We start from the raw sequence: 19176 nt of genomic DNA on the forward strand, positions 1-19176 counted from the left end.
ATGGTCCGGGTCGCCCCGACACGACAGCCTGGATAGGACAGACTGAGGTCATGAACGTGATCCGCTACACGCCCGGACCACAGGACTGGGCGCATCACTTCGGGCCGGCCGAGCCCAAGATCAGCATCGCCCCCGGTGACGTCGTCCAGGTAGCGACCGAGGACTGCTTCGGAGGCCTGGTCACCTCACCGTCGGATCTGCCCAGCGAGGTGGTCCCGTTCGAGGCGCTCAATCCGGTGTCAGGACCCTTCCATGTGGAGGGCGCCGAGCCGGGGGACGCGCTGGCGGTGCACTTCATCGACATCGTCCCGTCGAGAAACACCGCCATCTCGTCGCTGTTCCCGCATTTCGGGTCGCTGTCGCCGACCCATGAGACCGCCCTGTTGGCCGAGCCGCTGCCGGAGAAGGTCTGGTTCTACGATCTCGACCTCGACCGGTGGACGGCCCGGTTCCGCGCCCTCAGCAGCGACTTCACGCTCGAACTGCCGCTGGATCCGATGCATGGAACCATCGGCGTCGCGCCGGCCGCCGGTGAGAGCCGGTTGGTGATGGTGCCGTCGACCTACGGCGGCAATCTCGACACCCCGGAGATGCGCGCCGGGACCACCCTGTATCTGCCCGTCAACACCGACGGCGCGCTGCTGGCGCTCGGTGACGGACACGCGCGACAGGGCGAGGGCGAGGTCACCGGCACCGGCCTCGAATGCGCGATGCACACGGTCTTCACGGTCGAGGTGATCAAGGGCGCAGCGCCCGCATGGCCACGGCTGGAGAACGAGCATTCGATCATGAGCACCGGCTCGATCCGGCCGTTGGAGGACGCGTACCGGATCTCCCAGAAGGATCTTGTCGAGTGGGTCACCGACCTGTTGCCGGTCGATCGCTTCGACGCCTACCAACTGGTGTCCCAGCTGGGCACAGCGCCGGTCGCCAATGTCTGCGATCCCAACTACACCTTCGTGTCCCGGTTCCCGAAGTCGGTGCTCGGCACCGAGCAGGCCTACGGCGGAGCCCATGCGCGACTGGCCGCAGTGGCCGAGGAATACCGGTCGGCCAATGCCCGGATCTGGTGATCATCACGAGGCCGCGTGCATTCCGACGGGATAGCGACGCGCTACTCCGAAGGGAGCCCGGATCCTCTGCTCGCGTAGAGGCTGAGCACCCGGTCACGCGGGATCACGCCGCAGCGCTGGGTCCACGCCTCGTACGCAGCGGACAACTCCGCAGCCATCGCCGGTTGGTCGGCCGCACGGTCCGTCAGCTCGGTCCGGTCGGCTGCCAGGTCGTACAGCTCCCAGTCCTGACCGTACTTGCGCACCAGCTTCCAAGGCCCGCGACGGACTCCGCAGTTGCCCTCGTGCTCCCAGTAGAGCAGTCGACCATCGTCGCGTTGATCCTCGACAAGGGTCGGAGCCATGCTGACACCCTCGAGCGGAAGAATCCGTCGACCCTCGAACTCCTCCGGGTACGGGGTCGAAGCGGCTTCCAGCAGCGTCGCCATGACGTCAGGAAGCTGGTGGGGTTGATGCCGCAGCCCACCGTCATCGGCCGTTCCGGCCCAGCGGATGATGAACGGAGCGGCGATGCCGCCCTCATGGATCCAGTGTTTGTACTCTCGGAAAGGCGTGTTGGAGAGATTCGCCCACGGGCGTCCGTAGGTGCTGTAGGTGTCCTCACCACCCGGCACGATGGACGGATCATTGCCCGGACGAACCTCACGACCATCCCTGGTCGTCGGATCGAAGGTGACGTAGGTCGTGACGAAGTCCTTTGCCGTCTCGATCGGCATCTCCTCGGCACAGCCGCCGTTGTCGGACAGGAAGATCACGATTGTGTCGTCCAGGATGTCGAGTTCGTCCAGCTCCCGGATGATCTTCCCGATCCCCTGGTCCATCCGGTCGACCTGCGCAGCGTAGACCGCCATCCGCGCCGCCTCCCACTCCTTGGCGCTCACGTCCGACCACTCCGGCACTCGCGGGTCGCGATCACTGAGCGGCCATTCCGGGGAGATGATGCCGTGCTTGATCATCCGCTTGAGCCGCTCCCGCCGCAGCTGGTCCCAGCCGACGGTGAATCGGTCCTGATATTTCGCGATGTCATCAGGAAGCGCGTGCAGCGGCCAGTGTGGCGCGGTGTAGCCAACGTACAGGAAGAACGGACTCTCCGGTGTCCGGTCACGGTGCTCACGCACGAACCTGACAGCGTTATCGGAGATCGCATCGGTGTAGTAGAAGTCCGGACCGTCGGCCTCCGGCTCGACATTGGTTTCGTTCCTGGTAAGGGTTCGAGGCTGGAAGTAGCTGCCGGCACCTTCCAGGGTCCCGAAGAACTGATCGAACCCACGTCGGGTCGGCCAACTGTCGCTCGGGGCGTGGATGTCGCTGGCCATGTGCCACTTGCCGGAGATGTAGCTGCGGTATCCGGATTGCCCCAAGGCTTCGGCGAGCGTGACGCAGGATTCATTGAGAGTGCCGGGATAGCCTTCCGGGGAGTCGTCGTAGTTCAAGATCCCGATCCCGGTCTGATGGGGATGCAGGCCAGTCATCAGCGATGCCCGGCTCGGGCTGCAGCGAGCCGTGTTGTAGAACTGCGTCAGCCGGACGCCTGCGGCAGCCAGAGCGTCGAGATTCGGAGTGTCGATCTCGCCTCCGTAGCAACCGATGTCGGAGTAGCCCATGTCGTCGGCGAGCATGATCACTACGTTGGGCCGGCGGGGCCGATCTCGGGAGTCGATGGCGCTGTCCATTACTGCGTCGGGATCCTTCCTGAGTTGTCCGCTTGATCATGATCACCAATTGATCATGATCACTGTTTGACTGCGATCACTGTTTGGTCAGGGCTGCCGAGAGCAACTCGGCATCAATGTCCTTCTTGGCGGTCTCCTTCGCAAACGCGAGGCTAGTCAGAGCAGTGGCGGCCGCGATCATCACATAGATCGCCACCGGCCACGATCCGCTGAACCGAGTGACCAGCCATAGCGACAACGCTGGGGCGATGGCGCCTGACGGGAGTACGCCGATCTGGTAGACGACCGACATCCCGGTGTAGCGGACGTTGGCCGGGAAAAGTTCGGCGAAGAAGGCCGCCTCGGGGCCGAACATGGTGCAGGCACCCAGCGTCCAGCCGATCAGGATCGCCAGCCAGATGAAGATCATGCTCTTGCTGTCCAGCAGGGCGAAGACCGGGAATGCACTGACCAGGGCGACCGCGGCGCCGATGCCGAACACCGGCCGGCGGCCGATCCGGTCGGAGAGTCTGCCTGCCACCGGGATCAGGAAGAAGCCGGCGACCGAGGCGATCAGCAGCCCGTTCAGGGCGTACGACTTGGGCACCTTGAGCACGGTGCTGGTGTAGGTGAGGATGAACGCGTTGTAGACGTTGAAGGTGATGCTCTCGCTGAAGCGGGCACCGGCACCGATCAGGATCTGCTTCGGGAAGCGCCGTACGACGCTCAGCAACGGCACCCGGACCCGCTGGTCGGTGGCGACGACCGCGTCGAAGGTAGCCGGTTCGGCGACCCGCAGCCGCAGGAACAGCCCCATCCCGACCAGCACGGCGCTGAACAGGAACGGGATCCGCCAGGCCCACGCCACGAGCGGGCCGTCGCCCCCGGCCGATGCCAGGTCGACGGCGATCGTCGAGAGCAGCAGTCCGAGCGGTACACCCGTCTGCGGCCAGCTGCTCATCCGTCCGCGTTGCCCGGCCGGCGCGTGTTCGAAAGTCAGGATCGCCGCACCGCCCCACTCACCGCCGAGGCCGATCCCCTGCAGCATCCGCAGCACCAGCAGGATCACCGGCGCAATGGCACCGACGGCCGCGTAGGTCGGCAGCAAGCCCATCAGGAACGACGATCCACCCATGATCAACATCGTCAGGATCAATATCTTCTTCCGGCCCAGGCGATCGCCGAAGTGCCCGAAGATCAGCCCGCCGATCGGACGCGTGACGAAGCCCGCCGCAAACGTGACGAAGGCGATCAAGCTCCCGATCAACGGATCGAACTCGGGAAAGAAGGCTTTGTTGAAGACCAGTGCTGCCATGGTCGCGTACAGGAAGAAGTCGTACCACTCGATCACCGACCCGATCACACTCGCAAGGACGGTGGTGCGCATCGAGCCCGGGCTCCGCCCGGCTGCATCGTTGTTGATCATCGTTGACCCCGGTTCCCTTGATGTCCCGCATTACGGGACACTGTCCCACGGCGTTGATGACTGTTCCATGGACGGGACGGAAGATCAAGAGGTTCGATAGGATATTCCAGGCAGCATCACCGGGGATTAGCTCAACTCGGCCGTAGCGACGCTGCAGCGGCGCGCAGCACCCCACGGGCCTGCTCCAGTTTCTCCGCGGCGAGCCGACTCGTCGGACCGCTGATCGACAACGCGGCGACGACCGCTCCGTCGAGATCACGCACCGGCACCGCGATCGAACTGACGTTGTCGATCGTCTCGTTGCGAGCAACAGCGAAGTCGTCGCGCCGTGCCTGCTCCAGCAAGCTGCGTCGGTCCTGCGGCGAGACTGCCCGATAAACCGCCTCCGATTGGCTCTCGTCGGCCAGCACCTCGCCGAGTTCGTCGTCGGCGAGATCCAACATCAGGATGCGGCCGCTGGCGCCGGACCAGAGCGGATAGCGCCGTCCGAGCTCGGAGGCGAAGCGCAACTGCTGCCTGCTCTGCACCTCGTCGATGAATACCCGCGAGTCGGCCACCCGGACCGACAGCCCGACCGTCTCCTCGACCTCGTCCCTGACCCGGATCATCAGCGGGCGGGCCAGTGAGACCAGATCAAGGCCCTTGCGGTAACCGAGTCCGATCAACAAGGCCTGCGGGCCGATCCGGTACCGCTGGTCGACCGAGTCCTGCTCGACCATGCCGGAATCCTCGAGGGTGGACAGGATCCGCTGAACGGTGCTCCGTGGCATGGCGACGACGGTGGCCAATTGCCGGGCGCTGCCGCCGTCACCGGTGCTTCGCAGCGCCTGCAGGACCGAAATCGCCTTCGCCACTGCATTCCCCGAGCTGGACTCCATGGCCGACAGGCTAGCGAGCAGGTCGGCACACCCTGGGGATGTCGCCCCGCAGTCGATGGGCAAGGATGATCGGTGTGAAGATGCTTACTCCTTCCCGAACAGATCTCCAGGCCTCCAACGTCGTCCTCGGGCTGATGCGGATCTCGTCACTGGACGATGAACAGATCCGCGAACTGGTCGGCACGGCACGCGATGAGGGCATCAACTTCTTCGACCACGCTGACATCTACGGCGGCGAGCACGGCTGCGAACGCCGCTTCGGTGACGCGATCAGCTTCTCCCCCGCCGATCGCGAGCAGGTGATCATCCAGTCCAAGGTCGGCATCCGGCCGGGCTACTTCGACTTCTCCGCCGAGCACATCACCGGCTCGGTCGCCGAGTCGCTGGAGGCACTGCGCACCGACTACCTCGACGTGCTGCTGTTGCATCGTCCCGACACCCTGGTCGAGCCTGATGAAGTCGCGGCCGCGTTCGACCAGCTGCACAGCGAGGGCAAGGTGCGCCACTTCGGGGTCTCCAACCACACGCCGGGCCAGATCGAACTGCTGAAGCGTTCGCTGAACGTGCCGCTGATCTTCAACCAGGTCCAGCTGAGCATCACCCATGCGCCGCTGTTCGCCTCCGGGATCGCCGCCAACATGGCCGGCCTCGACCAATCGGTGGTCCGCGACAACGGACTGCTGGACCATGCCCGGCTCAACGACATCACGCTGCAGGCGTGGTCACCCTTCCAGAAGGGCTTCTTCGACGGCGTCTTCCTCGACGACCGGGAGAACTACGCAGAGCTCAACGACGCACTGGACGAGCTCGCCGCCAAGTACGGTGTGACGCCGACCGGCATCGCCGTCGCCTGGATCACCCGCCACCCGGCCGACATCCAGGTCGTGCTCGGCACCACCAAGCCGAGCCGGGTCAAGGAATCGGCCGCCGGGTCGGAAGTCCCCCTGACCCGCGAGGAGTGGTACCGGCTTTTCACGGCGGCCGGTTACATCGTCCCCTGATCGATGCTGTCACAGCCGTCCTCCCAGCTCTGACGTGGTCAGGTGCCCCAGGAAGCCAGCAGTCCGTCGACCTGGCGCTCGATCATTGTGTCAAGCCCGGTCGCGCTGCGGGCCAGGATCGCGTAGCCGATCGGACCGACCAACTCGGCTACCGCCTCGCCGGTCTCGGGCATGCCGCCCAACCCCGGCCTGACCCGGTCCAGCACGATCCGGGCCGACTCGGCCAGTGGATCGGTCGCCACCAGCAGCCCGGCGACCTCCTCGTCGTGCTGGGCCTGGCCGAGTAGCGCACGATAGGCCAGTCCGGCCGGCGACACCGTCAGGAACCGGACCAGCAGCTGAAGAAAGCTGGTCAACTCGGCCCGAGGCGTACGCCGGACCGGTGCGACCAGTTCGTCCAGCGCATCGGTTACGGTGGCCTCGATCAGGATCTCCGCCTTGGTCGACCACCACCGGTAGACGGTCTGCCGGCCGACTCCGGCGCGCTCCGCGATGCCCTTCATGGTCATCGCCGCGTAGCCCTGCTCGAGCAGCAGGTCGTCGACGGCGTGCAGGACGGCGGTCCTGGCGGCCTGACTGCGCGGTCGGCCAGGCGCCTGGTTGGTGGTCATAGGGGCAGTATATGAGATAACGAGACAGAGTGTCTCGTTTCTCTGCTAACGTACGGCGTGCAATGACCAGTACCGAATCCGCGGCACCCCGGAAGTTCGCCGCACTCCGCAACCGGCACTCCCGTCCGTACCTCTTCACGGCCGGGCTGTCGATGATGGGCGACAACAACGAGCATGTGATCACCTACTGGGTGCTCTGGCAGAAGTTCCATTCCCCTGCCCTGGTGGGCTTCGAGGTGATCAGCCACTGGCTGCCGTTCCTGCTGTTGTCCGTCTGGTTCGGCAGCCTGGCCGAGCGGTTCGACTGCCGCCGGTTGATCAACATCTCCCAGGGCCTGTTCATGTTCGTCTCGATCATGTGGGGCGTGCTGTTCGCGACGCACTCGTTGCAAATCTGGATGGCCTGCGTGCTCCTGGTGCTGCACGGCATGGCCGGCTCGATGTGGGGTCCGGCGGAACAGTTGATGTTGCACGACTTCGTCGAACGGGACGAGCTGCCGAGCGCGGTCCGGCTGAATGCGACCTTCCGCAGCCTCGGCCAGCTCTTCGGACCCGCGGTCGGTTCGGCGCTGCTGCTCGGGCTCGGACCGATCTGGGGCATCTGGGCCAACGTCGCCTTCTACCTGCCGATGCAGCTCCTGATGATGCGGATCCCGTACACCGGCCACACCCGCGAGCTGGTCAGTACCGGCCAGCGGGTGACGATCATCGACTCGATCCGGGTACTGCGCAAGGTCTGGTACAACCGCGTCCTGGTCAGCATGATCATCCTGTCCGGGCTGACCGCGGTCACCGTCGGAAATGCCCTCCAGGTGTCGATGCCGATCTTCGCCGGCAAGCTCGGGTCGGGTACCAGCGGTACGGCCTACGGCGTACTGCTGTTCGCCAACGGGGCCGGCGGTGTACTGGGCGGCTTCCTGCTCGAGGCAACCCGGGCGATCAAGCCGATCATGAAATGGGCGGTGATCTGTTCAGTCCTGTTCGGCATCACGACGCTGGCCTTCGCCACCACCGGCAGCTATCTGCTCGCAGTGATCGTGCTGGTGATCGGCGGCGTGGCCAACATGGGCTCGATGTCGATCACCCAGAGCATCGTGCAACTCGAGGCGCCTGCCGGCGAACGTGGCCGGGTGTTCGGTGTCTACGGCATGTTCTCCTCAGGCATGCGCACCTTCAACGGTGTCACGCTCAGCATCCTGGGCACCGCGATCGGCGTACCCCACTCGGTTGCGCTGGTCGCCGGAGTGTTGATCATCGGCGCCCTGCTCGCGGGCCTGTACGCCTTCAGCGGCTGCCGCCGCGCAACCCCGACCCCTGCTTGATCACGCGCGCGGATCGGTCACCCGGCCGATGAAGATCGGCACCCGGGACTGACGGTCGAAGATCATGAACAAGAACGGTCGGTCGAAGATCAACTCCCGCGGACGGGCGAGTGCCGCCGCGCGCACCATGCCAACGCCGGTTGCCGCGGCGGCCTCGGCGCCCTGCTCGTCGACGGCGACGTACGCCTCCTGGATGACCGTGCCGATCACCAATGGTTCGTCGTCGGTCATCCCGCTGAAGTCGGCTGACCGGCGGTCGAACGCGAGCGGCATCCCCAGCCGGCTCAGCTGGTCGGTCAGCTCGTAGCGGGAGCGGAAGGCCCACTTCGGCAGCTGGACATGCAACGAGCCGACCGTGCGGTACGGCTTCAGGAGCTCAGCGATGACGTCCTCGGACAGGGACTGCTCCAGGTCGGTCAGAGAACCGTCGGGCAGCACCAGCGCCATCGCGATCCGGTCGCCGACGAAGTTGAGCTGGAGAGCCTGCCAGCCCGGGCCCTCGTGCAGGCCGACCTTCTTCAGCGTCTCGGACATGGTCGACAGCTTCACGGTCGTGCCGTCGGCCAGGGTGAAGCGCCGGTCGACGGTCGGATCGGTGAACGGCTGGTCCCAGGTCGCCTTGAAGTAGGCGGCGTTGACCAGCACCAACCGGGCGTCGGCGTCCAGCATCCCGGGCCTGAAGAGTTCGGTGATCTTGTCGTGGGTCTGCTCGGCGACCCAGCGGTTGATCCGGTCAACGGCAGCGCCGGTGTCTGCCTTGAAGTCGACCTGCTGGAACGCGGCCTTGTAGCCGGTCTCCAGCGCGGTCAGGAATTCCTGCTTCCAGCCCAGATCCTGCTGCGCCCACAGGGAATTGGCGAGATCGAGCGTGACCCCGGCCGGGGTCTCCCCCGCGCCGGCCAGTTCAGTGCCGAGGCCGCCGAAGGCCGAGCCGTCGTCGGGTGCGACGTGCAGCACCCGGCCGATCTGCGCCGCCGTCTCACCCCGCGCACCCTCCAGAGTCATGCCGAGAGCGGCCGCCGCCGAATACGGCGACACGACGATGTTTCCCGAGCCATTCCTCGAGCCGTTGCCCGCGTCCGCGCTCGAGGCCAACCGCCCGTACAGCTCCGCGGTGAAAGCCCGGACCGACCCCGCGACGTCTGCCTGTTGTGCGCTCACCCCCACGACACTACGCGGCAGGTGGTCGAGGCTCCCGGGATTCCGGTGGCTGCTGCTCCACCAGCCGGACCAACTGCTGCAGCACCTCCAACGTCGTCTGCAGCCGGTCGTGTCCGACCTGGTGGCCCAGCGAATCGGTCCAGGGATGCTGGCCGAAGCTGATCCGCCGGAGCGCATAGTTGCCGGCCTCGGTCCGGACCAACAGTTTGGCCCGTCGGTGGGTCGGGTTGGGCCGGTATTCGGCCAGCCCGCGGTCGACCAGGATGTCGGCGATCCGCTGCACGGCCTGCCGGCTCATGCCCATGATCCGGCCGATCTCGGCGACGCTGCGCGGCTCGTCCGGTACGCCGCCGAGCACCTGCCACCAGGCTGCGGTGATGTCCCCCGCAGCCGCCATCTGCTGCGCCGCCTCGAGCAACTCGCCGTTGAGCCGGAACACCGTGAGAACCAGCTCGGTCAGCACCTGGCCGTCTCTGCTGTGCGGCGGAGCATCCGGCCATTGCTCCCGCGGAGGCGTCGGAGGATTCCCGTCCGGTCGCGCTCCCATCAGCCCGCCATCAAGATCGGGTACGCGGCCGGATCGGCCCGGTGGAAGACGCCCTCGTACGCCTCCAGCCGGGTCGGCGTGGCGAGTCCGAGCAGCCCGAGGGTGGCGGAAGCGAACTGCACGGCCGACTGCGGACCGGCCGTGACGACTCCGTGGTCGGCGACGGCGCGTTCGTCCACGTGGTGTGCGGCGCCCCGATAGCCGGTCGCGGCCAGGTATTCCGGCGCCGCGCTGGTGTGCCGGCGTTCGTCCAGCAGTCCGGCACGGGCCAGACCCGACGTCGCTCCGCAGATCCCGGCGACCGGCACCCCGGCGTCCAGGAACGCCCGTGCGGCGTCGAGGAACGGCTCGCCGCCGCCGTCGTCCCAGAAGCCGGAGCCGGTCAGGATCAGCAGGCCGCTGTCCGCCGGGTCCAGGTCGGACAGCGTCAGGTCGGGCAGCACCCGCAGCCCGCCCATCGTGGTGATCGGGTCCAGGGTCTCGGCGACGGTACGGATCTCGTACGGCACGCCGGTAAAGCGGCCGGTCCGCAGCTCGACGGCCAGGTGCCCGTATTCCCAGTCGGCCAGGGTGTCGTAGACCGCCAGATGGGCGACGCGTACGCGGTTCTCAGTCAATGGGTCATCGGTATTGCTCTCGGTACTACATCGTGTCGGCCGCGATCTCGGCGACAGCCGCCGCCAGCTCCACCGGATCGAGTTCAAGTGCGCCGTCGCCGATGTTCAGCTCGGACACGGCCCGGCCCGGTTCGCTGGTCGCTCGCCAGGGACTGCCGAGCGCCAGGCCGCTGGATTCGGCGTACGCGACCAGCCGCTCGTTGATCTTGTCCGGATCGCCACCGGTGAAGATCAGGAACTGGTTGGTGTGCGGCACCGGCGGCTGCACGGTGATCGATTCCGGCAGTGCCGCCGCGAAGGACCGTGCCCAGGCGGCGCAGTCGGCCATCAGCGGCAGCCGATCCCGCAGCCCGACCAGCGCCGAGACGGCTTCCGCGGTGTTGCGGTAGATCGTTCCGCCCATCCTCCGGCGCCACAGCCTGGCTTCCGCGATCAGGTCCTCCGAGCCCAGCAGAGCCGACCCGGCCAGGCCGCCCAATCCCTTGTAGAACGAGACATACACCGTGTCGGCCAGCTCGGCGATCTCGGCCAGCGAACGCCCGAAATGATCCTGGGACTCCCAGATCCGGGCACCGTCGACGTGCAGCGCGATGCCCCGCTCCCGGCAGCCGGCCGACAGGTCGGCCAGTTCTTCGAAGGTCGGCAACAGGCAGCCCGCATCGCGCAGCGGCAACTCGACTAGCACGGCGGCGAGCCGTCCGGGGATCGCGGCCAGCTGGTCCACATGGGGCGGCTGGAACCCTCGAGTAAGGAATTCGAACCGCAGGTCCTGCAGGATCCGCGGGCCGTCCTCCTCGTGCACCAGCAGATGACTCAGATCGGGCAGCGCGACGCGCCTGCTGCCGGACCGGTCGGCATGGATCCGCAGCGCGACCTGCTGGGCCATCACACCGCTCGGGAAGTACGCCGCAGCCGGCTTGCCCAGCAGGGTGGTGAGTTCCTGTTCCAGACGTTCGACGGCTCCGTGGCCCGCGTACAGATCCCACTCGTCGATGCCGAGTTCGGTGCAGGCCGCGGCCAGAGCGGCGAAAGCTGTCGCGGGGTCGGCGGGGCGACGCCAGGAAGTCGTTTCGGAGGCAGCGGCGTACGCCTTGCGGAAACGCCCGGCAAGATCATCGGTCACGGGCAGCACGCTAACCGAAGAAGGCTAGGCCACCTCGCTCGAGGCCACCAATGCTGCGACCTCCAATGCCTGCCGGGCTGAGTCCAGCAGGGTCGGATCAGCGTCACTTCGGAGCTCGATGACTGCGCGGAAGTCCTGCACCGCCTCTGCGGCTCGCCCGGCCGACAGGAGCGCCTTCCCGCGATGCTGACGCATCGAAGCTTCTCGAGCAGTACCCACCGTCTCCGCAACGAGCGAGTCATACTCCTGGACGGCCGCAGAGGCCTCGCCGAGATCGCGCAGACAATCGGCGCGAAGTGCTCGCACACGCAGCGTCGGCTCCTCAGCTGCCAGCAGCCGCAGAGCCCCCGAGGGGTCGCCGCTCCACAGAAGTTCGATCGGCTCAGCCAGACGGTCCGTCGCCATCGCTCCACGGAACGCCGCCAAGTCGGTGATCTTGGGGCGCAGATCGCTACCCCGGATCACCCAACCTGCTCCGCCTTCGATGTCATGTGCCACGCACTACAGTATGGCTGCGCGGCGTACGCCTTGCGAAAGCGCTGAAGATCATCGGTACGGAGCGCTCGGGCTACTCGGACCTGCACTGGCGCACGAGGATTCGATCGCTTCGAACGGTCCTTCGCGGACCTCGTACCGCGGCAGCCGGGCCTACAGTCAGTCCCAAGGTCGCCTTGGGCTCTTCGGCCTCGAACTCGACCGGCCTAGCCAGGCGTACAGAATCCGGCCATGGCCGGGAAAACAGCGGCCAAGCGCGGGCACAACCGTACGGAATCCGACCACCGCGGCGAATTGCACCACGTGGTGGCAAACGCACAGGTCGTGGGTACAGAATCCGAGCATCCGCGGGACATCACAGGTCCAACCCAGCCAAAACAGAGGGGCATGTCCCGTTACGGAACACGCCCCTCATATCGATCACATCGTCGGGCTGGCGGGACTTGAACCCGCGGCCTCCGGTCCCCCAGACCGGCACGCTAACCAACTGCGCCACAGCCCGATCGGCCCTTACGAGCCGAGGGAAAACACTACTACACCTCGATCCCGCCGCAGGCATCCGCTCAAGGATCAGGAGCGTTCTTTGCGCTTCTCCCGCGGCCGGATCGACAGATGGATGGGGCTGCCGTGGAAGCCGAACTCCTCGCGCAACCGGCGCTCGACGAAGCGGACGTAGCTCGCGTCCATCCGGCCTGAGGTGAAGAGGATGAAGGTCGGCGGGCCGGCCTGGGCCTGGGTGCCGAACAGGATCCGCGGCTGCTTCCCGCCGCGCACCGGATGCGGATGCGAGGCGACCAGGCGCCCGAAGAAGGCGTTCAGCTTGCCGGTCGGCACCCGGGTCTCCCAGCCCGCCAGAGCCTCCTCGATGGCCGGACCGAGCCGGTCCAGGTGACGGCCGGTGAGCGCCGACATGTTGACCGAGCCGGCCCAGCCGAACTGGACCAGGTCCCGTTCGATCTCCCGGTCCAGATAGCGGCGCCGTTCCTCATCGGTCAGGTCCCATTTGTTGAAGGCGATCAGCAGCGCCCGGCCGGATTCCTCGACATTGGTCAGGATCCGCAGGTCCTGTTCGGACAACGGCTCGCTGGCATCGATCACCACGATGCAGACCTCGGCGCGTTCGATCGCGCCCTGGGTGCGCAGGCTGGCGTAGAACTCGTGGCCACTGGCCTCCTTGACACGCCGGCGAATGCCCGCGGTGTCGATCAGCCGATAGACGACGCCGTTGATCTCGACCAGCTCGTCAACCGGATCAACGGTGGTCCCGGAGGCGTTGTCGACCACCGAACGCTGCTGGTTGGCGAGCTTGTTCAGCAGGCTCGACTTTCCGACATTCGGCTTGCCCACGATGGCCACCCGCCGCGGGCCGCCCTCCTCGACCGCCTCACGCGGTGCCTCGGGCAGGATGTCCAGGATCGCGTCCAGCAGGTCGCCGCTGCCCCGGCCGGTCAGCGCCGACACCGGGTGCGGCTCGCCGAGCCCGAGATTCCACATCGCCGCAGCCTCCGCCTCGGCCCGCTGGTCGTCAACCTTGTTGGCCACCAGCAGCACCGGCTTCTTGCTGCGCCGCAGGACGCGGACGACCGCGTCATCGTCGTCCAGCACCCCGACGTGGGTGTCGACGACGAACACCACAGCGTCCGCTGCGGCGATCGCCAGCTCGGCCTGTTCGGCGATCTGGGCCGCCATCCCCTGCGCGTCCGGGGCCCAGCCGCCGGTGTCGACCACGACGAACTGCCGACCGTTCCAGACGGCGTCGTACGACACCCGGTCGCGCGTGACGCCCGGCGTGTCCTGGACGACTGCAGCGCGACGGCCGATCAGCCGGTTGACCAGGGTCGACTTGCCGACATTCGGCCGCCCGACAACGGCCACAACCGGCGGTGGTGCCGCCGCGAGCGGTCTGTCATCGATCGCGCTCACGTCAATCGTGTTGGCGTCGGTCGTGTCGGTCATCTGTCACCTGTCGGTAGCTGCGGTCGCGTCTCACGCGACCGGCGAATCGTCTTCCTGAGTCGGGGGCCCAGGAAATCGCGGCGCGACGGCTTGGGCCGCCGTTCCCCCGGCGGGCCGGGCAATTGCATACCGGTCAGCTCCGCCGAACTGGCGATGTGCTCGGCCAGAGTCGTACGAATCTTCTCGGTCCATTCCGCGACCGCGATTTTTGTCCTCGGCCAGGGTACCGCCGGAATCTGCATCGGCCGTCCGTAGCAGACATGGATCGGCGAGTGGTAGCTCGGAACATGACCGGTCGTGTGACCGGGCCCGCGAGTTCCCAGCAGGGCCACCGGGACGACCGGCGCGCCGGTGACCATCGCCAGATACGCGGCGCCGCGGTGAGCGTACGCGACCTCGCCGCCGGTCCGCTTGCCCTCCGGGAAGATCGTCAGCACCCCACCCGTCCGCAGCAGGTGGATGGCCCGGGTCACGCCGCGGAGGTCGGCCCGGCGCCGATCGATGGAGATCTGACCGACGTAGTCCAGTGCCTTGCCCAGGGCCCCGGTGAACAACTCCACCTTGGCCAGCGCAAACGCCGGCTGCGGATGGACGACCACCATCAGCGGTCCGTCGATCACGCCGACGTGGTTGGCGACCAGGATCATCGGACCGCGGGGCGGCAGCTGCTCCCGGCCATGGATCCGGATGTGCCAGTAGTGGGTCATCAACCAGCGGGTGGGTTGCCGAAGAGTCCGGAAGATCAGGTCCCGCCGTCGAGGCAGCTGCTCAGTATGCGGAAGTCCCGCCAATGTCCCCAGGCTCACACATCCATTGTCCTCCCAGCGGTGTCGATCAGATCGCAGATCCGGTCGATCACCTGGGCGAGGGTGAGGTCGGTGGAGTCGATCACCGTCACGCCCGGCGCCGCCGCCTCGAACTGGGCGACCGTCGAGTCGTCGCGGTCGCGTCGGATGACCTGGTCGCGGACGTCGGAGATCGTCACCTGGCCGCCGAGTTCGGTCTGCCGGCGCGCCACCCGGGCGGCCGGATCGGCGACCAGCAGCACCCTGACCGGCGCATCAGGGGCGACCACGGTGGTGATGTCGCGGCCCTCCGCCACGATCCCGGGCGCCGCCGCGGCGATGATCTCCTGCTGCCGGGCGATCAGCATCCGGCGGACGTCGAGGTTGGTCGCGACCTTGCTCACCGAAGCGCTGATCTGCGGTTCCCGGATCGCCTGGGTGACGTCGAGGCCGTTGACGGTGAATACCGGCGCCTTCGGATCGGTGCCGATCCCGAAGTCCGCCTCGGCGATCAGTTTGGCCACCAGCGGCTGCTCGGCGGCATCGACATCGGAGTTCAGGACCAGCCAGGTCGCGGCCCGATACATCGCGCCGGTGTCGAGGTAGGCGTATCCCATCCGCTCGGCGACCCCGCGTGCGGTCGAGGACTTGCCCGAGCCGCTCGGACCGTCGATGGCGACGACGAAGCGATCTGCCGGCTGGCGGCTACTGGCATCGGGCACGGGGCCACACTACCTGTATGGACATCGATTTCAGTCTCGACAACAAGGCTGTGTTGGTCACCGGTGGCGCGTCCGGGATCGGCTGGGCGATCTGTCAGCTCTTCGCCGGCCGGGGCGCCCGGATCGCGATCGCCGATCTCAATACCGACTCTGCGGCCGAGCGGGCCCGCGCGCTCGGGGGGCCGGCCAAGGCGTACGGCCTGGACGTCACCGACCCGGATTCGGTGACCTCCACGGTCGGCCGGGTCGCGGACGACTTCGGCCGGATCGATGTCCTGGTGAACTCGGCCGGCATCGGCCCGCTGGCGCCCGCCGAGGAATTGGGACTCGACATCTGGGATCCCACCCTCGCCGTGAATCTGCGCGGCACCTTCCTGGTCGCCCAGGCGGTCGGCCGGCTGATGCTGCAGCAGGGCTCGGGCAGCATCATCAATCTCGCGTCCCAGGCCGCGAGCGCCGCGCTGGACAAGCATGCCGCCTACTGTGCGTCCAAGGCGGGCGTGATCGGGCTCACCCGGGTGCTGGCGCTGGAATGGGGCGGGCGCGGGGTACGCGCCAACACCATCTCGCCGACCGTGGTGCTGACCGAACTCGGCCGCTACGCATGGTCAGGTCCGGAAGGCGATGCCTTCAAACAGCTGATCCCCGCCGGCCGGTTCGCCGAACCGGAGGAGATCGCTGCGGCCGCGCTCTTCCTCGCCTCGGACGCCTCATTGATGATCAACGGCACGGATCTTCCGGTGGACGGGGGCTTCCTGGCCCGCTGAGGCTTCCGCCTCAGCCGGCGCTGTCGGAGGACGGATCCGAGTCGCCGATCGCCCAGCCGGCGTCGGTCATCGACCCGACCAGTGCATCGGCCTGGTCCGGGGCGACAGCCAGCGACAGATAGCCGACCTGGCGATCGGGATCGTGCTGGATGGAGATGTCCTCGACGTTGACCCCGGCCTGGGCGACATCGGCGAACAGCCGCGACAGGGCACCCGGAGCGTCCGGGATCTCGACCACGAGTTGCCGATATTGAACCGGTGCCGCCCCATGCTTGCCCGGGATCCGGCGGGTGCCCGCCAGTCCCCGTTCAAGATGGGCCAATACTGCATGGGCTTGGGCACCGGCCGTCCCATCGCTCTCGATCGCAGAGATCAAGGTGTCGAGCTGATGCTGTACGGCCCGCAGTTCGGGCAGTACAGCGGCAGAGTTCGCGCCCAGGATCTGTTCCCACAGGTCGGGATCGCTGCCCGCGATCCGGGTGACGTCACGGAGTCCCTGGCCGGCCAGCTGGAGCTGTTCGACGGGCACCTCGTTGAGGTGGCCGGCCATCAGCACGCTCATCAGATGCGGCACGTGGGAGACGCGGGCCACCGCCGAGTCGTGGATGTCGACGTCCATGATCACTTCGTTGGCACCGCAGGCCGCGACCAGATCGCGTACGTCCTGGGTCGCGGCAGCAGACGACTTACGGTGCGGCGCGATCACCCAGGTGCGGTCGTGGAAGAGATCAGCCTGGGCGGTCAGCGGGCCGCTGAACTGCGAACCGGCCATCGGGTGCGAACCGACGTAGCGCGTGACGTCGCCGCCGCTGTCCCACAGAGCGTTCAGCACCCCGGCCTTGACTGAGCCGACATCGGTCACCGTGGCCCGTGGGAACCGGTCCAGGGCGTCTATGATCACCGCCGCCAGTGCGGCGGGCGGCACGGCCACCACTACCAATCGGACCTCGTCTGGCACCGCAGGCTCCGACGTCCCGGCGCCGATGCCGGCCGCCACCTGGACGTGCGAGGCGTTGCGATCCTCCAGATGCACCCGGTGACCGGCCTTGGTCAGCGCACAGCCGACCGAGGCGCCCACCAGCCCGGCGCCGATCACGACGGCGGGCGACAGGCTCATGGCTGCGTGCCTTCAGCGCTGCCGGCGAGCAGTTCGGCCAGCCGAGGACCGACGATCCGGCGGAACTTGCGCGGCTGGGTCCGGCGCCGGTCCAGGATCGCCACCTCGAGGGATCCGACGCCGAGCTGGCGCGGTTCGGCGCCGTCGGACTCCAACGCCCGGACGGCCAGTTGGACCGCTGCGGCGAGCCCGAGACCGGTGGCGTATTGCTCCTCAAGCGTCTGGGCGATGGCGTCGGCCGAACCGCCCATCACCGCGTAGTGGTCCTCGTCCTGGACCGAACCGTCGTAGGTCAGCCGATAGATCTGGTCGGTTTCGGGGGTCTCTCCGAGCTCGGCGACGATCAACTCCACCTCGTACGGCTTCTCTCCGCCCGAGGAGAAGATCGTGCCGAGCAACTGGGCGTACGCGTTGGCCAGCGCGCGACCGGTGACATCGCTGCGGTCGTAGCTGTAGCCGCGGAAATCGGCGTGCCGGATGCCGGCGATCCGCAGATTCTCGAATTCGTTGTACCGGCCGACCGCGGCGAAACCGATCCGGTCGTAGATCTCGCTCACCTTGTGCAGCGCCTGAGACCGGTTCTCGGCGACGAACAGGATGCCGTCGGCGTAGTCGATCACGATCACCGACCGGCCACGTGCAATGCCCTTCCGCGCATAGTCGGCCCGATCCTTCATCTGTTGCTCGGGCGCGACGTAGAACGGCATCGACATAGGTTTGGTCCCTTCCTGGTCCCTGCTGCGGGCTGGCTTTCGGCTGACTAGAGGACGGGGGCTGCGGGTCCGTCCGGACGCGTCCGGCGGCCGGCGACGATCTGGTCGATGAACTCCCCGACCCGGTCGTCACCGATCCGCTCGGCGCCGTCGAGGCTTGCGGTCCACACCACCGGATAGATCCGGCGGGCCAGATCCGGGCCGCCCGTCGCCGAGTCGTCCTCAGCCGCGTCGTAGAGGCCCTGCAACGCCGCAAGCACCGCCTCTTCGGCGGTGAAGTCGTCACGGTAGAGCTTCTTGACCGATCCCCGGGCGAAGATCGATCCGGACCCGATCGCGTGGTACGCGCGCTCCTCGTACCGACCGCCGACGGGATCGTAGGAGAAGATCCGACCGCGACCCTCGGCGTCGTCCCAACCGGCGAACAACGGCACCGCGGCAAGTCCCTGCATGGCCAGCCCGAGATTCTGTCGCAGGATCGTCGACAGCCGATTGGCCTTGCCGATCGTGGACAACGGGGCGCCCTCGATCTTCTCGTAGTGCTCCAGTTCCAGTTGGAACAGCCCGATCAGCTCGATTCCGATCCCGGCGGCGCCGGCGATGCCGATCAACGACTGCTCATCGGCCGCGAACACCTTCTGGATGTCGTTCTGGGCGATCATGTTGCCCGCGGTGGCCCGGCGATCGCCGGCCATCACGACACCACCCTGGTAACACAGCGCGAGGATCGTCGTCGCGTGCGCGGTGAGGTGGGCCGCGCTACCGGTTCCGAGCGCACCCGAGGCGACCCGAGCACCCGGCAGCGTCTGCGGCGCGATCAGGGAGACGAATTCGGTGAACGACGACGTGCCAGCCCGCAGGAACGTGCTGGACAGGCCGGCATGATCTCGGTAGTCGCTCATCGGCGGATCACTGACCACCTTTCTGGACGAACGACCGGACGAACTCCTCGGCATTGGTCTCCAGGACGTCGTCAATCTCGTCGAGCAGCGAATCCACCTCGGAGTCCAACTCGGGCTTCTTGGCGCCGCCCAGCGGTGCGCTCTCCAGTTCCTCGGTGTCGTCCTCGCGGCTGCGCGACTGACGTCGGTTCTGCTCCGACTCGGCCATGATCGCTCCTCTCCAGTCTGTCCGTGGCTGACTGTGGCCAAAAGACTGCTCCCGGACGGGAGACCCGACCGGGATGGTCCCAGCGTAGTTCGCCGGACCG

General features: G+C 67.2%; 20 protein-coding genes and 1 tRNA gene. 4 read left to right on the forward strand and 17 right to left on the reverse strand.

Annotated elements, in window-relative coordinates:
- Window positions 1-50 precede the first annotated feature (50 nt).
- A complete protein-coding gene (locus IEY07_RS05490; RefSeq protein WP_188894157.1) occupies window positions 51-1073 on the forward strand; it encodes an acetamidase/formamidase family protein in 1023 nt (340 codons plus the stop codon).
- Between the two features lie 41 nt (window positions 1074-1114).
- On the opposite strand, the gene IEY07_RS05495 is transcribed toward IEY07_RS05490, so the two are convergent.
- The 3 genes from IEY07_RS05495 to IEY07_RS05505 all read right to left on the reverse strand — a co-directional run bounded on the left by IEY07_RS05495 (window position 1115) and on the right by IEY07_RS05505 (window position 5029).
- Window positions 1115-2746 (reverse strand): arylsulfatase, encoded by a 1632-nt coding sequence (locus tag IEY07_RS05495; RefSeq protein WP_188894158.1) that lies wholly within the window; start codon window positions 2744-2746, stop codon window positions 1115-1117.
- 76 nt (window positions 2747-2822) lie between these two features.
- A complete protein-coding gene (locus IEY07_RS05500) occupies window positions 2823-4151 on the reverse strand; it encodes an MFS transporter (RefSeq protein WP_188894159.1) in 1329 nt (442 codons plus the stop codon).
- A gap of 131 nt (window positions 4152-4282) precedes the next feature.
- On the reverse strand, window positions 4283-5029 hold the full coding sequence (locus IEY07_RS05505) for an IclR family transcriptional regulator (protein ID WP_188894160.1): 747 nt from the start codon (window positions 5027-5029) through the stop codon (window positions 4283-4285).
- A gap of 80 nt (window positions 5030-5109) precedes the next feature.
- Here IEY07_RS05505 and IEY07_RS05510 point away from each other — a divergent pair, with 80 nt between their 5' ends.
- Window positions 5110-6030, forward strand: a complete 921-nt coding sequence (locus tag IEY07_RS05510) for an aldo/keto reductase (RefSeq protein ID WP_229669799.1) — start codon at window positions 5110-5112, stop codon at window positions 6028-6030.
- A 38-nt stretch (window positions 6031-6068) separates the two neighbouring features.
- Here IEY07_RS05510 and IEY07_RS05515 read toward each other — a convergent pair whose 3' ends face one another.
- On the reverse strand, window positions 6069-6641 hold the full coding sequence (locus IEY07_RS05515) for a TetR/AcrR family transcriptional regulator (RefSeq protein ID WP_188894162.1): 573 nt from the start codon (window positions 6639-6641) through the stop codon (window positions 6069-6071).
- Window positions 6642-6703: 62 nt separating this feature from the next.
- On the opposite strand from IEY07_RS05515, the gene IEY07_RS05520 reads away from it, so the two are divergent.
- Window positions 6704-7963 (forward strand): MFS transporter, encoded by a 1260-nt coding sequence (locus tag IEY07_RS05520; protein WP_188894163.1) that lies wholly within the window; start codon window positions 6704-6706, stop codon window positions 7961-7963.
- On the opposite strand, the gene IEY07_RS05525 is transcribed toward IEY07_RS05520, so the two are convergent.
- The 9 genes from IEY07_RS05525 to cmk form a co-directional block, all read right to left on the reverse strand.
- Window positions 7964-9124 carry a serpin family protein gene (locus IEY07_RS05525; protein ID WP_188894164.1) on the reverse strand — a complete coding sequence of 387 codons (1161 nt, stop codon included), beginning with the start codon at window positions 9122-9124 and terminating at the stop codon, window positions 7964-7966.
- Window positions 9125-9134: 10 nt separating this feature from the next.
- Window positions 9135-9671 carry a MarR family winged helix-turn-helix transcriptional regulator gene (locus IEY07_RS05530; protein WP_188894165.1) on the reverse strand — a complete coding sequence of 179 codons (537 nt, stop codon included), beginning with the start codon at window positions 9669-9671 and terminating at the stop codon, window positions 9135-9137.
- Window positions 9671-10288, reverse strand: a complete 618-nt coding sequence (locus IEY07_RS05535) for a DJ-1/PfpI family protein (RefSeq protein WP_188894166.1) — start codon at window positions 10286-10288, stop codon at window positions 9671-9673. Before IEY07_RS05535 ends, IEY07_RS05530 begins: the two co-directional genes overlap by 1 nt.
- Before the next feature lie 25 nt (window positions 10289-10313).
- Window positions 10314-11411 (reverse strand): threonine aldolase family protein, encoded by a 1098-nt coding sequence (locus IEY07_RS05540; protein WP_188894167.1) that lies wholly within the window; start codon window positions 11409-11411, stop codon window positions 10314-10316.
- A 24-nt stretch (window positions 11412-11435) separates the two neighbouring features.
- On the reverse strand, window positions 11436-11909 hold the full coding sequence (locus IEY07_RS05545) for a hypothetical protein (RefSeq protein ID WP_188894168.1): 474 nt from the start codon (window positions 11907-11909) through the stop codon (window positions 11436-11438).
- A 425-nt stretch (window positions 11910-12334) separates the two neighbouring features.
- Window positions 12335-12408, reverse strand: a tRNA-Pro gene (locus tag IEY07_RS05550).
- A gap of 68 nt (window positions 12409-12476) precedes the next feature.
- Window positions 12477-13862, reverse strand: a complete 1386-nt coding sequence (der, locus tag IEY07_RS05555) for a ribosome biogenesis GTPase Der (RefSeq protein ID WP_188894169.1) — start codon at window positions 13860-13862, stop codon at window positions 12477-12479.
- Window positions 13859-14668, reverse strand: coding sequence for a lysophospholipid acyltransferase family protein (locus IEY07_RS05560; protein ID WP_188894170.1), 810 nt, complete (start codon window positions 14666-14668; stop codon window positions 13859-13861). The genes der and IEY07_RS05560 overlap by 4 nt, the downstream gene beginning before the upstream one ends.
- Window positions 14665-15369, reverse strand: a complete 705-nt coding sequence (gene cmk, locus IEY07_RS05565; protein ID WP_188894171.1) for a (d)CMP kinase — start codon at window positions 15367-15369, stop codon at window positions 14665-14667. Before cmk ends, IEY07_RS05560 begins: the two co-directional genes overlap by 4 nt.
- A 17-nt stretch (window positions 15370-15386) precedes the next feature.
- Between cmk and IEY07_RS05570 the strand changes: the two genes are divergently transcribed.
- Entirely contained in the window at window positions 15387-16136 is a 750-nt protein-coding gene (locus IEY07_RS05570; protein ID WP_188894172.1) for a GolD/DthD family dehydrogenase, read from the forward strand.
- A gap of 10 nt (window positions 16137-16146) precedes the next feature.
- Here the strand turns inward: IEY07_RS05570 and IEY07_RS05575 are convergent, their stop codons facing one another.
- The 4 genes from IEY07_RS05575 to IEY07_RS05590 are packed head-to-tail and all read right to left on the reverse strand — an operon-like array spanning window position 16147 to window position 19076.
- A complete protein-coding gene (locus IEY07_RS05575; RefSeq protein WP_188894173.1) occupies window positions 16147-17253 on the reverse strand; it encodes a prephenate dehydrogenase in 1107 nt (368 codons plus the stop codon).
- Complete coding sequence (gene prcA / locus IEY07_RS05580) at window positions 17250-17966, reverse strand: proteasome subunit alpha (protein WP_188894174.1); 717 nt, start codon at window positions 17964-17966, stop codon at window positions 17250-17252. The genes IEY07_RS05575 and prcA overlap by 4 nt, the downstream gene beginning before the upstream one ends.
- A gap of 47 nt (window positions 17967-18013) precedes the next feature.
- Entirely contained in the window at window positions 18014-18868 is an 855-nt protein-coding gene (gene prcB, locus IEY07_RS05585; protein ID WP_188894175.1) for a proteasome subunit beta, read from the reverse strand.
- A gap of 7 nt (window positions 18869-18875) precedes the next feature.
- Window positions 18876-19076, reverse strand: coding sequence for a ubiquitin-like protein Pup (locus IEY07_RS05590; protein ID WP_188894176.1), 201 nt, complete (start codon window positions 19074-19076; stop codon window positions 18876-18878).
- Window positions 19077-19176 lie beyond the last annotated feature (100 nt).

This window comes from Microlunatus endophyticus (genome assembly GCF_014646195.1).
GTDB classification, from domain to species: Bacteria; Actinomycetota; Actinomycetes; order Propionibacteriales; family Propionibacteriaceae; genus Microlunatus; species Microlunatus endophyticus.

Coding starts and splice junctions, on each gene's coding strand:
- der (WP_188894169.1), bottom strand. CDS start 13,862: ATGACCGACACGACCGACGCCAACACGATTGACGTGAGCGCGATCGAT.
- IEY07_RS05505 (WP_188894160.1), bottom strand. CDS start 5,029: ATGGAGTCCAGCTCGGGGAATGCAGTGGCGAAGGCGATTTCGGTCCTG.
- IEY07_RS05530 (WP_188894165.1), bottom strand. CDS start 9,671: ATGGGAGCGCGACCGGACGGGAATCCTCCGACGCCTCCGCGGGAGCAA.
- prcA (WP_188894174.1), bottom strand. CDS start 17,966: ATGTCGATGCCGTTCTACGTCGCGCCCGAGCAACAGATGAAGGATCGG.
- IEY07_RS05575 (WP_188894173.1), bottom strand. CDS start 17,253: ATGAGCCTGTCGCCCGCCGTCGTGATCGGCGCCGGGCTGGTGGGCGCC.
- prcB (WP_188894175.1), bottom strand. CDS start 18,868: ATGAGCGACTACCGAGATCATGCCGGCCTGTCCAGCACGTTCCTGCGG.
- IEY07_RS05495 (WP_188894158.1), bottom strand. CDS start 2,746: ATGGACAGCGCCATCGACTCCCGAGATCGGCCCCGCCGGCCCAACGTA.
- IEY07_RS05570 (WP_188894172.1), top strand. CDS start 15,387: ATGGACATCGATTTCAGTCTCGACAACAAGGCTGTGTTGGTCACCGGT.
- IEY07_RS05510 (WP_229669799.1), top strand. CDS start 5,110: ATGCTTACTCCTTCCCGAACAGATCTCCAGGCCTCCAACGTCGTCCTC.
- IEY07_RS05520 (WP_188894163.1), top strand. CDS start 6,704: ATGACCAGTACCGAATCCGCGGCACCCCGGAAGTTCGCCGCACTCCGC.
- IEY07_RS05590 (WP_188894176.1), bottom strand. CDS start 19,076: ATGGCCGAGTCGGAGCAGAACCGACGTCAGTCGCGCAGCCGCGAGGAC.
- IEY07_RS05515 (WP_188894162.1), bottom strand. CDS start 6,641: ATGACCACCAACCAGGCGCCTGGCCGACCGCGCAGTCAGGCCGCCAGG.
- IEY07_RS05500 (WP_188894159.1), bottom strand. CDS start 4,151: ATGATCAACAACGATGCAGCCGGGCGGAGCCCGGGCTCGATGCGCACC.
- IEY07_RS05490 (WP_188894157.1), top strand. CDS start 51: ATGAACGTGATCCGCTACACGCCCGGACCACAGGACTGGGCGCATCAC.